The 10,798-nt window shown below is 68.8% G+C and carries 10 protein-coding genes; 6 read left to right on the top strand and 4 right to left on the bottom strand.

What is annotated here, in order from left to right; translation table 11 throughout:
- Positions 1–56: 56 nt before the first annotated feature.
- Entirely contained in the window at positions 57–1,235 is a 1,179-nt protein-coding gene (locus tag ACVCMG_RS09290) for a TIGR03862 family flavoprotein (protein ID WP_447115402.1), read from the top strand.
- A gap of 12 nt (positions 1,236–1,247) precedes the next feature.
- On the opposite strand, the gene ACVCMG_RS09285 is transcribed toward ACVCMG_RS09290, so the two are convergent.
- Positions 1,248–2,015 carry a glutaminyl-peptide cyclotransferase gene (locus tag ACVCMG_RS09285; protein WP_447113939.1) on the bottom strand — a complete coding sequence of 256 codons (768 nt, stop codon included), beginning with the start codon at positions 2,013–2,015 and terminating at the stop codon, positions 1,248–1,250.
- A 16-nt stretch (positions 2,016–2,031) separates the two neighbouring features.
- On the bottom strand, positions 2,032–3,411 hold the full coding sequence (dbpA, locus tag ACVCMG_RS09280) for an ATP-dependent RNA helicase DbpA (RefSeq protein ID WP_447113938.1): 1,380 nt from the start codon (positions 3,409–3,411) through the stop codon (positions 2,032–2,034).
- Between the two features lie 123 nt (positions 3,412–3,534).
- Here dbpA and folB point away from each other — a divergent pair, with 123 nt between their 5' ends.
- The 4 genes from folB (at position 3,535) to ACVCMG_RS09260 (ending at position 6,812) form a co-directional block, all read left to right on the top strand.
- A complete protein-coding gene (gene folB / locus ACVCMG_RS09275; RefSeq protein WP_395121318.1) occupies positions 3,535–3,894 on the top strand; it encodes a dihydroneopterin aldolase in 360 nt (119 codons plus the stop codon).
- Positions 3,895–4,041: 147 nt separating this feature from the next.
- Positions 4,042–5,298 carry a mechanosensitive ion channel family protein gene (locus ACVCMG_RS09270; protein WP_447099587.1) on the top strand — a complete coding sequence of 419 codons (1,257 nt, stop codon included), beginning with the start codon at positions 4,042–4,044 and terminating at the stop codon, positions 5,296–5,298.
- A 4-nt stretch (positions 5,299–5,302) separates the two neighbouring features.
- Complete coding sequence (gene folK / locus ACVCMG_RS09265) at positions 5,303–5,791, top strand: 2-amino-4-hydroxy-6-hydroxymethyldihydropteridine diphosphokinase (protein WP_447101137.1); 489 nt, start codon at positions 5,303–5,305, stop codon at positions 5,789–5,791.
- Positions 5,792–5,951: 160 nt separating this feature from the next.
- The gene (locus tag ACVCMG_RS09260) at positions 5,952–6,812 is read left to right on the top strand and encodes a DUF6159 family protein (protein ID WP_447105376.1); all 861 of its coding nucleotides are present in this window, start codon (positions 5,952–5,954) and stop codon (positions 6,810–6,812) included.
- A gap of 104 nt (positions 6,813–6,916) precedes the next feature.
- Here ACVCMG_RS09260 and ACVCMG_RS09255 read toward each other — a convergent pair whose 3' ends face one another.
- Both ACVCMG_RS09255 and ACVCMG_RS09250 read right to left on the bottom strand, forming a co-directional pair.
- Positions 6,917–7,663, bottom strand: coding sequence for a pteridine reductase (locus ACVCMG_RS09255; protein ID WP_447113937.1), 747 nt, complete (start codon positions 7,661–7,663; stop codon positions 6,917–6,919).
- Positions 7,664–7,717: 54 nt separating this feature from the next.
- Positions 7,718–8,401 (bottom strand): hypothetical protein, encoded by a 684-nt coding sequence (locus ACVCMG_RS09250; protein ID WP_447113936.1) that lies wholly within the window; start codon positions 8,399–8,401, stop codon positions 7,718–7,720.
- A gap of 171 nt (positions 8,402–8,572) precedes the next feature.
- Here ACVCMG_RS09250 and ACVCMG_RS09245 point away from each other — a divergent pair, with 171 nt between their 5' ends.
- Positions 8,573–10,750: a TonB-dependent receptor gene (locus ACVCMG_RS09245; protein ID WP_447113935.1), complete on the top strand. Its 2,178-nt coding sequence runs from the start codon at positions 8,573–8,575 to the stop codon at positions 10,748–10,750.
- The last annotated feature ends 48 nt before the right edge of the window (positions 10,751–10,798 follow it).

The following is a 10,798-nucleotide window of genomic DNA, read 5'->3' as shown; positions in this document are numbered from 1 at the left end:
TGTCTATCCCCGCAACGCCCCGACTCGCCGTCATCGGCGGTGGCCCCGCCGGCCTGATGGCGGCGGAGACCGCGCGCGCCGCGGGCGTCGAGGTGGACCTGTACGACGCGATGGGCTCGGTCGGGCGCAAGTTTCTCCTGGCCGGCAAGGGCGGCCTCAACCTCACCCACGGCGAGGCGCCGGATCGGTTCGTGGCCCGCTATGGCGCGCGCCAGGCGGAGGTCGGCCGCTGGCTGGCCGCGTTCGATGCGCCGGCATTGCGCGCGTGGGCGGCCGAGCTTGGCGTGGCGACCTTCGTCGGCAGTTCCGGTCGCGTGTTTCCGCAGGATCTGAAGGCGGCGCCGCTGCTGCGTCGCTGGGTTCGCCGCGTGCGCGACGCGGGCGTGGGTTTCCACATGCATCATCGCTGGCTCGGCTGGCAGGCGGATGGCGCGCTGCGTTTCGCCACGCCGCAAGGTGAGCGGATGATCCACGCCGGCGCGACGATCCTCGCGCTCGGCGGCGCCAGCTGGCCGCAACTGGGCTCCGACGGCGGCTGGGTGGCGCCGCTGCAACGCGCCGGCATCGACATCGCGCCGCTGCAGAGCGCGAACTGCGGTTTCGAGCTCGACTGGAGCGACCACCTGCGCAGTCGCTTCGCCGGCGCTCCGCTGAAACCGGTGGTGGCGCACTGGGTGGACCGCGACGGCACGGCCCGTTCGCGTCAGGGCGAATTCGTGCTCAGCGAATACGGCATCGAGGGCAGCCTGGTCTACGCGATCGGCGCCGAGCTGCGCGAGCAGATCGCCGCGCGCGGCGAGGCCGGCTTGATGCTGGACCTGGTGCCGGGCTACGCGCAGGCGGTGCTGGCCGAACGCCTCGCCGCACCGCGCGGCAAGCACAGCATCGGCGACTGGTTGCGCCGCCGCGCCGGGCTGGACGCGGCGAAGTGCGCGCTGGTGTTCGAGCTTGCCGACAAGGCCACGCTGGCCGATCCGCTCGCGCTGGCCGCGCAGCTGAAGGCCTTGCCGTTGCGGTTGCGCGGGCCGCGGCCGATCGCCGAGGCGATCAGCACCGCCGGCGGCGTGCGGCTCGAAGCGCTCGATGCCGGCCTGATGCTGCGCGCCCGTCCGGGCACGTTCTGCGCCGGCGAAATGCTGGACTGGGAGGCACCCACCGGCGGCTATCTGCTCACCGCCTGCTTCGCCGGCGGCCTGCTCGCCGGCCGCGCTGCCGCGCGCTGGCTGGGCCGCTGAGATCCCGCCGGCTCAACGCGCGGGCTGTATCACCAGCTCGATCTCGAACAGCTTCGGCCAGTGCTTGCCGGTGACGAACAGGCGCTTGCCGCGTGCGTCCCAGGCGATGCCGTTGAGTACGTCGTTCATCGGCACCGGCAAGCTGTTCACGTCGAACAGGCCGGTCAGGTCGATCCAGCCGACGACATGGCCGCTGGCCGGATCGATGCGCGCGATGCGGTTGGTCAGCCAGATGTTGGCGTAGATCTCGCCGTCCACCCATTCCAGCTCATTGAGGTTGGTCACCGGCGCGCCGTCGGCGGTGACGGTGATGCTGCCCACGCGGGCGAGCGTGGCCGGGTCGAGGATGCGCAGCACCGACGACCCGTCGCTCATGTAGATGCGGCGCTCGTCGCGGGTCAGCGCCCAGCCTTCGCCGGGATAGCTGAAGCTGCGGCGCAGCTTGAAGTCGCCCAGGCCGTAGACGAAACCGGTCCCGGCCTGCCAGGTAAGCTGGATCAGCTCGCCGTTCCACGCGACGATGCCTTCGCCGAAATACTGCGCGGGCAAGTCCAGTCGCTGCAGCACCTTGCCGGTTTCCAGCTGCACCTTGCGCACGCTTGAGGCACCTTTCTCGCCGGTGCTCTCGTACAGAAAGCCGTCCTTGTAGAACAGCCCCTCGGTGTAGGCCGAGGTGTCGTGCGGATAGGCACGCACCACGCGGTAGCCATAGGTCGGGATCGCCGCACCGCAGGCGGTAGTGGCAAGCAGCAGGGCAAGCAGGGTGAGCAGGCGTCGCATGCGGGCCTCCGTGGGGTCAGTTCAGCGCGCGCACGCGGAAGTTGCGGCCCTTGATCTTGCCGGCGCGCAGGCGCTCCAGCGCCTTGTTGGCCAGCGCGCGGCTGATCGCCACGTAGGCGCGGGTGGCGAACACGTCGATCTTGCCGATGTCCCCGGCGATGAGGCCCGCGTCGCCGGTGAGCGCGCCCAGGATGTCGCCGGGGCGCAGCTTGTCCTGGCGGCCGGCGTCGATCACCAGGGTCTTCATCGGCGCCAGGTGCAGGGCCTTGCCGCGTGGCGGCGCGATCTTCAGCGGGCGCCACGGCAGCGGCGTCCCGTTCAGCGCCTCGATGTTCGCCGCCTTCGGCTGCTCGCGCGGCGTGCACAAGGTGATCGCCAGGCCCGATTCGCCCGCGCGGCCGGTGCGACCGATGCGATGGGTATGGGTTTCCGGGTCGTGCGCGACGTTGTAGCTGACCACCAGCGGCAGCGCCACGATGTCCAGCCCGCGCGCGGCCACGTCGGTGGCCACCAGCACGGCGCAGCTGTGGTTGGCGAAGCGCACCAGCACCTCGTCGCGGTCGCGCTGTTCCATGTCGCCGTGCAGGGCCAGCGCGGAGTAGCCGCGGCGGTCGAGTTCCTGCGCCACCGCGTCGACGTCGCGGCGCATGTTGCAGAACACCAGTGCCTGCCCGCCCCGCTCGCCCGCCAGCAACTGCGCCAGCGCATCGGGCTTCTGCGCCGGCTCCACTTCGTGGAAGCGCTGCTCGATCGCGGGCCTCGCGTCGGCTGGCGCATCCACCGTCACTTCAACCGGATCGTTCTGCACGCGCTGGCTCACCGCGCGGATCTCGTCCGGGTACGTGGCCGAAAACAGCAGGGTCTGATGGTGCTTCGCGATGCGCGAGATGATGTCGTCGATCGCCTCGGCAAAACCCATGTCGAGCATGCGGTCGGCCTCGTCCAGCACCAGCACCTTGATGCCGCCGCCGTGCAGGCTCTGCCGCTTCAGGTGTTCCTGCACGCGGCCAGGCGTGCCCACCACGATGTGCGGGTCGTGCGTCAGCGAGGCGAGTTGCGGACCCAGCGGCATGCCGCCGCACAGGGTCAGCAGCTTCACGTTGGGGATGTTCGCGGCCAGCTTGCGGATCGCCTTGCTGACCTGGTCGGCCAGTTCGCGGGTGGGGCAGAGCACCAGCGCCTGCAGCCGGATCGTGTCCACGTCCAGTGCCTGCAGCAGGCTCAAGCCGAATGCCGCCGTCTTGCCGCTGCCGGTCTGCGCCTGCGCGATCACGTCGCGACCTTCGAGCATCGGCGGCAGGCTCTGCGCCTGCACCGGGGTCATGTCGGTGTAGCCAAGCGCGTCGACGCTGGCGAGCAGGGCGGGTTTGAGCGGGAGGGTGCTGAAGGCGGTCATGGGCGCATGATCGCATCTTGGGCGGGGGGTTCGCTGGGCGTGTGCCGTGGGGCACGCCGCCCGGGCTTGCATCCGCAAGCCGCGTACCCGACCCTGTACGGCCCCGCCACAGCAGTCACCGCCATGGATACCGTGTTCATCGAAGACCTGCGCATCGACGCCGTCATCGGCATCTACGACTGGGAGCGCCGCGTGCGGCAGACGCTGTCGTTCGACATCGAGATGGCTTTCGACAACACGGTGCCCGCGGCCAGCGACGACATTGCGCTGACGCTCAACTACAAGGACGTGTCCAAGCGGCTGATCGGTTACGTCGGCGCATCGAGCTTCGGCCTGGTCGAGACGCTGGCCGAGCGCTGCGCGGCGATCATTCGCGAGGAGTTCGGCGTGCGTTGGGTGCGCCTGAAACTGTCCAAGCCCGGTGCGGTGCGCGGCGCGAAGGCGGTGGGTGTGTGCATCGAGCGCGGCACGCGGTCGCCATAGCGCCTGCGTCGAAAGGCCCGCCGGGGTTGTTGCGGTGCCGCCTGGCCGCCATGCTTGTCAGGATTGGCCACGTGCCTTCCGCGGTCCATGCCGCCCCGTCCTGCCCGCTGACCATGGCGCGGGCTCCGAGCCGACAGGAACGAATTGATGCAGACCTTGCAGAACTTTCTCGACCTTCCCTGGATGCGCACCGCGCTGGGCGTCATCGCGCTGCTGGCGCTGGCCTGGCTTGCCGGTCAACTGGCGCAGCGACTGCTGCTGCGCGTGGTGCGCGGCATCGCCCGGCGCACGACATGGAAATGGGATGACGCCCTGTTCCGGCGCCACACCTTCCAGTGGCTGGCGCGGATGGTGCCGGCACTGGCGATCCAGTACGGCATCATGCTGGTGCCGGGCGTATCGCCTCGTATCGAGGTGCTGGTCGGCAACCTGATGACGGCGTTGCTGGTGTTCTTCGTGGTGATGGCGATCAGTGCCGCGCTGTCGGCGCTGGAGGATCTCTACCGGGAGACCCCGCGCGGGCAGCAGCGATCGATCAAGGGCCTGGTGCAACTGGTGAAGCTCGGCCTGTTCGTCGTCGCCGGATTGATCATCATCGCCGCGGTCACCGGCAAGCACATTGGCCTGCTGCTGTCCGGGCTGGGCGCGATGTCGGCGGTGCTGATGCTGATCTTCAAGGACACCATCCTGGGCTTCGTGGCCGGCGTGCAGTTGTCGTCGAACGACATGCTGCGGGTCGGCGACTGGATCGAGATGCCGCAGCTCAATGCCGATGGCGACGTGATCGACATCGCGCTGCACACGGTCAAGGTGCGCAACTGGGACAAGACCATCACCAGCATCCCCAGCTGGCGCCTGATCAGCGACTCGTACAAGAACTGGCGCGGCATGCAGGAGACGGGCGGGCGGCGGATCAAGCGTGCGCTGTATATCGATGCGGCCAGCGTGCGCTTTCTCGACGCGGACACGCTGGGGCGGCTGGCCGAGTTGCGCCTGCTGGCCGACTACCTGCCCTCCAGGCAGCAGGAAGTGGCGCGGTGGAACGCAGCACTCGGCGAGGCCGGCGAAGTGGCCGGCAATCGTCGCCGGCTCACCAATCTGGGCACCTTCCGCGCCTATGCGCAGGCCTACCTCGACACTCATCCGGAAATCCACCACGGGCTGTTCTGCCTGGTGCGCCAGCTCGCCAGCGGCCCGCAGGGCATTCCGCTGGAGCTGTATTGCTTCACCGCCAGCGTGGCCTGGGCGGACTACGAGAACACCCAGAGCGATATCTTCGACCACCTGTTTGCGCTCCTGCCCGAGTTCGGTCTGGCGCTGTACCAGCAGCCGTCGGGGCAGGACGTGCGCGCCGCGCTGGCGTACCGGCAAGAACAGTCGCTACGCCTGGCGGCGGGTGGTTGAGACGATGGCGCGTGTCTACCTGAGTCTGGGGTCCAACCTCGAACCGCGGAAACATCTCGTCGCGGCCATCGACGCCTTGCGCGAACGCTTCGGCGAAATCACGGTGTCGCCGGCGTACCGCAGCGCGTCGGTGGGTTTCGATGGTGCCGAGTTCGTGAACCTCGCGGTGGCGCTGGATACCGACCTGACCCCGCAGGCGCTGAACGACTGGCTGCACGCGCTGGAAGATCGCCACGGTCGGCGCCGCGACGTGCCGCGTTATTCGGACCGCACGCTGGACATCGACATCGTGTTCTACGACGCGCTGGTCATCGACGGCCCCGGCCATCTGCAGATTCCGCGCAACGAGTTGCGGCACGCCTTCGTGCTGCGTCCGATCGCCGATATCGCACCGGACTTTCGCCACCCGGTCAGCGGCTTGAGCATGGCCGAGTTGTGGGCGGCGTTTCCACGACAGCGCGAACCCTTGCAAGTGGAGTCGCTGGCGGATTGAACAGGTACACTGCAGCGCACGCGGTGTGGGTGCTGGCGGGGCGCATCACCGGCGCAGGGCGGGCACGGCCCGCCGGCTTTTTTCCCGGTGATGGCAAACAGCGGCGGACGGTGCGTGCCCTGCAAGACAAGTCGGATCCAGACACGAAGGGGAAACAATCATGGCCGGAAAATTCGCGCGCAGTTGGGCGTTGATGAAGGCGAGCGCGGCGGTGCTGCGCTCGGACAAGTCGCTGCTGGTATTCCCGCTGCTGTCGGGGTTGTGCACGCTGCTGGTGGCGGCCAGTTTCCTGGTGCCGGTCGCGGTCATGGCGATCGGCGGCGAGCATGCGGGGCAGGAGATCCAGGAGCGCCTGTCGGTGGGTGCCTACCTGCTGATGTTCGCGTTCTACCTGGTGCAGTACTTCGTGATCATCTTCTTCCAGACCGCGCTGACCGGCGTGGCGCTGATGCACCTGCGCGGCGAGCCGACCAGCGTGGGAGCGGGCTTCGCGCTGGCGCGCGCCAGGTTGCCGCAGATCCTCGGCTATGCCTTGATCGCCGCCACCGTCGGCCTGCTCCTGCGCATGGTGCAGGAGCGCCTGGGCCTGATCGGCCGCTTCGTGGTCGGCCTGATCGGCCTGGCCTGGACCGTGGCCACCTTCCTGGTGGTGCCGGTGCTGGCGAGCAGGGACGTCGGCCCGATCGACGCGGTCAAGCACAGCGTGGAACTGCTCAAGCGCAGCTGGGGCGAGAACCTGATCGGCCAAGGCGGCATCGGCGTGGTGTTCGGCCTGCTGATGTTGGTGGCGGTGCTGGTCGGCGCGCTGCTGGTCGGCGGCGCCATCGCCATGCATTCGATCGTGGCGGTGGTGGCGGCAGTGGTGATTGTGGTGCTCGGCTTCATCCTGCTCGGGCTGATCCAGTCCGCGCTGCAGGGCATCTACGCGGCCGCGCTCTATCGCTATGCCGAGGCGGGCGAGGCCAGCGCGGGCTTCGACCAGGCCCTGTTGCAGCAGGCCTTCGCGCCGAAGAAGAAATGACGCTGCCGATTCACTCCGCCGGCACCCCGCAGGAGCCCGCTCGCGGGCGATGCTTTTGATCGGGATTCGGGATTCCAGGGTCGGAAAAGTATCGCCCGCGGTTCCTACACCGACAGCGTGCGCCCGCCGTCCACCCGGATGATCTGGCCGGTGATGAACGGCGCGTCGCGCAGCAGCCACAGCACGGTGCCGGCCACGTCGTCGGGCGTGCCGGCGCGCTGCAGGGGCGTGCGCGCGAGCATCGCCTGCTGGTCGGCGTAGGGCTTGCCGTCGCTGGGCCACATCACCGCGCCGGGGGCCACGCCGTTGACCCGCACCGCGGGCGCGAGGTCGAGCGCCAGCGAGCGGGTCATTGCCGCCAGTGCAGCCTTGGCCATGCAGTACAGCGGGTGGTCGGCGAGCGGGCGTTCGGCATAGATGTCGACCAGGTTGACGATGCTGCCGTGCGCGTCGCGCAGCGCCGGCAGCGCGGCCTGGCTCAGGAAGAACGGCGCCTGCGCATTGGAGACGAACAGCGTGTTCCACTGCGCCGGCGTGACGCTGCCCATCGGCGTCGGAAAGAACGCGGAGGCGTTGTTGACCAGCGCGTCGAGTCGGCCGTAATGCGCCACGACGCTCTCGACGGGTGCCGGAAGCGCGGCCAGGTCGGCGAGGTCGGCCTGCACCAGCAGCACGCTGTCGGCGCGTGATGTCCGCAGCTCGTCGGCCAGCGCGTGTGCCTCGTCCGCCGAATGGCGATAGTGCAGCGCCAGGTCGTAGCCGGCCGTGTGCAGGGTGCGCGCGATCACCGCGCCGACGCGGCGCGCGGCGCCGGTGATCAGCGCGACGGGGCGATCAGGGCGTGGCGTCATCGCGGGCATCCGGCAGCAGGTTGGGGACCAGCTTGCCGCAAAGCGGCGCGGGCGTCATCCGCGCGGCGATTTGCGCGACAGCGTGGCGGCATCGTCGCGCGGGTCTTCATCGTCGCGCGCATCCCCGTCGAGCTGCTCCATCACGATGTCGCTTTCGAACAGCGCGATCGCGGTACCGGCCACCTGCCGGGTGTCGTAGTACGCGTAGGCGCCCACGCCGAGCGCGCCGATCGCCGGCAGCCAGCGCGAGGCGCCCTTGCCCAGCGTGCGCCGGGTCAGCTTGATGCCGATCTGCCGGGCGATGCGCTCGATCACGCCGTGCGACATGCGCCGGAACACCAGCCGATCGCCCATGCGCACCACCAGGTCGCGGAATGCCTGCGCCGCGGTGTGGCGGAACAGGCACCACAGCATCTGTTCGCGCCCCAGCGTGGCGTGGCGACCGTAGGCGGCGGCGATGTCGCTGACCATCTGCGCCTGGATCTTCCAGATCGCGATCAGTTCCGGCAGCAGGGTCAGCCAGCCCAGCGGCCCCGGCGGCAAGGCCAGCGAGCCGGCAGTGACTGCCGCGCGTCGGGCGGCGCGGTCGGCCAGCCGGCGGGCCTCGGTGGCTGGTTGCGGACTGTTGCCGACGGTGCTGTCGGGCACCTCGCTGACGAAATCCAGGATCGCGCCGGTGATCCGGCCGTGGGCGGTCGGCACGACGACGGCGGGTACCTGCTTGCCGGGTTGGGTCATGCGTGGCTCCGATGGCGGACGCCGGACGCGCCCCGCGCCTTCGCAGTCTAGAGGTCGCGCGTGAAGCGCGGGCCAACCGTGCTGTGACCGGCGTGACTTTCGGCCCGGGCGCCTCTTCTGCAGATACAGGAATGTTATAACATTACAAAAACTCCCCATCTCCGGTCTTCGATGAAAGCCTCCCCGATTGCCCTGGCCCTCGCCGCCGCCCTGCTGGCGAGCGGTATCCACGCCGCCGAGCCCACCCCGACCAGCACCGGCGCGCCGGTTACCGACGACGCCACCGTGGCCGCCGAAGGCAGCGGCGGCCAGCCCCCGCTGCCGGTGCGGGAACTGGGTGAAGTGTCGGTTTCCGCCGCGCTGGACCAGGCGCGCAACGCGCTGTCGCCGGATACCGGCTCCAGCCAGTACGTGATCGACCACAAGGCCATCGTGCAACTGCCGCTGGGCGCGTCCACGCCGATGAACCAGGTGCTGCTGCAGGCGCCGGGCGTGGTGCAGGATTCCTACGGCGGCCTGCACGTGCGCGGCGACCATGCGAACCTGCAGTACCGTATCAACGGCGTGATCATCCCCGAGTCGATCGGCGGCTTCGGCCAGAGCCTCGACGCGCACATGATCGACACCGTGACGCTGCTCGATGGCGCGCTGCCGGCGCAGTACGGACTGCGCACTGCGGCGGTGGTCGATATCACCACCCGCAACGGCCACGACCTGGGCAACGGCGGCAGCGTCGGCATCACCGGCGGCAGCAACGCCACGCTGAACCCGAACGCGTCGGTGTGGGGCAGCAAGGATCGCTGGAGCTGGTTCTTCACCGGCAACTACCTGGAGAGCGACGCCGGGATCGAGAACCCCACGTCGAGCAGGAAGCCGATCCACGACCACACCAATCAAGTGAAGGGCTTCGGCGACCTCAGCTATCTGATCGACAACGACACCCGCCTGAGCTTGCTGTTCGGCGTCGCCAACAACCGCTACCAGATTCCGAACAACCCCGGGCAGATACCGGCCTTCGGCTATCTCGACACGGTCGATTTCAATTCCGCCGACCTCGACCAGCGCCAGCGCGAGACCACCCGTTTCGGCGTGCTGGCACTGCAGGGCAAGCTGGGCGCGACCGACTACCAGCTGTCGCTGGGCCAGCGTTACAGCCGCCTCGCCTACACGCCGGACCGGATCGGCGAGCTGATGTTCAACGGCGTCGCCTCCAATGTCACCCGCAGCAACCGCGCCAGCACCTTGCAGGCGGATTTCTCCACGCCGCTGGGTGGGCGCCATACCCTGCGCTACGGCATCTGGGGCAGTTTCGAGCGCGCCGTCAGCGGCAACGACGCGTGGGTGTTCCCGGCCGATGCCGATGGCGAACAGGCCGGCACCACGCCGATCAACATCCTCGATGGCAGCCGCCTCGTCGCGAAAACCTGGTCGGCCTACGTCCAGGACGAATGGAGCCTCGCCGAGAACTGGACGCTGAACGTCGGCCTGCGCGGCGACCGCTACCAACTGGTGCGCAGCGAGAGCCAGCTGAGCCCGCGCCTGGGCCTGGTCTGGCAGGCCAGCGACGGCACCACCGTGCACGCCGGCTACTCGCGCTACTTCACCCCGCCGGCGACCGAGATGATCGCGAGCTTCAACATCGCGAAGTTCGACGGCACCACCAACGCGGTGGCGGACAGCGGCAACAACACACCGCTGGCCGAGCGTTCGGACTATTTCGACGTGGGCGTCCAGCAACGCCTCGGCGATGCCTTGACGCTGGGCGTGGATGCGTATTACCGCAAGGTGCGGCGCCTGCAGGACGAGGGCCAGTTCGGCTCCGCGCTGGTCTACTCCACCTTCAACTACGCCGAAGGACGGGTGAAGGGCGTGGAGTTCACCGCCAACTACGAACAGGGGCCGCTGTCGGCATACTTCAATGCGTCGCTCGGCAAGGCCATCGGCAAACGCATCATCAGCAGCCAGTACAACTTCGCGCCGGACGACCTGGCCTGGGTCAACCAGCATTGGATATTCCTCGACCACGACCAGAAACTCACCTCGTCCGGCGGCGTCAGCTATGCGCTGGATGACGCCACCCGCCTCGGCGCCAACTACTTGTACGGCAGCGGCCTGCGCAAGGACGGCGCGGTGCCGAACGGCGCCTCGTTGCCGGCATACTTCCAGCTCAACCTCAACGTCGCGCATGATTTCGTGATCGACGACTTCGGCCCGTTGCACGTGCAGCTGGCGCTGATCAACGCGCTGGATCGCACCTACGAGCTGCGCGACGGCAGCGGCATCGGTGTCGGCGCACCGCAGTTCGGCCCGCGCCGCGGCGTGTACCTGAGCCTGCAGAAGGATTTCTGAGGGACGGGGAACAGGGAATCGGGAACAGGGAATCGGAACGGCAAAAGC

It is taken from the genome of Rhodanobacter sp. UC4451_H18 (genome assembly GCF_052978225.1).
Note: the sequence above shows the minus strand (reverse complement) of the source record. Positions and strands in the feature narration are given on the sequence as shown.

Coding starts and splice junctions, on each gene's coding strand:
- folK (WP_447101137.1), top strand. CDS start 5,303: ATGGCGCGTGTCTACCTGAGTCTGGGGTCCAACCTCGAACCGCGGAAA.
- ACVCMG_RS09260 (WP_447105376.1), top strand. CDS start 5,952: ATGGCCGGAAAATTCGCGCGCAGTTGGGCGTTGATGAAGGCGAGCGCG.
- ACVCMG_RS09270 (WP_447099587.1), top strand. CDS start 4,042: ATGCAGACCTTGCAGAACTTTCTCGACCTTCCCTGGATGCGCACCGCG.
- dbpA (WP_447113938.1), bottom strand. CDS start 3,411: ATGACCGCCTTCAGCACCCTCCCGCTCAAACCCGCCCTGCTCGCCAGC.
- ACVCMG_RS09290 (WP_447115402.1), top strand. CDS start 57: ATGGCGGCGGAGACCGCGCGCGCCGCGGGCGTCGAGGTGGACCTGTAC.
- ACVCMG_RS09245 (WP_447113935.1), top strand. CDS start 8,573: ATGAAAGCCTCCCCGATTGCCCTGGCCCTCGCCGCCGCCCTGCTGGCG.
- ACVCMG_RS09255 (WP_447113937.1), bottom strand. CDS start 7,663: ATGACGCCACGCCCTGATCGCCCCGTCGCGCTGATCACCGGCGCCGCG.
- folB (WP_395121318.1), top strand. CDS start 3,535: ATGGATACCGTGTTCATCGAAGACCTGCGCATCGACGCCGTCATCGGC.
- ACVCMG_RS09285 (WP_447113939.1), bottom strand. CDS start 2,015: ATGCGACGCCTGCTCACCCTGCTTGCCCTGCTGCTTGCCACTACCGCC.
- ACVCMG_RS09250 (WP_447113936.1), bottom strand. CDS start 8,401: ATGACCCAACCCGGCAAGCAGGTACCCGCCGTCGTCGTGCCGACCGCC.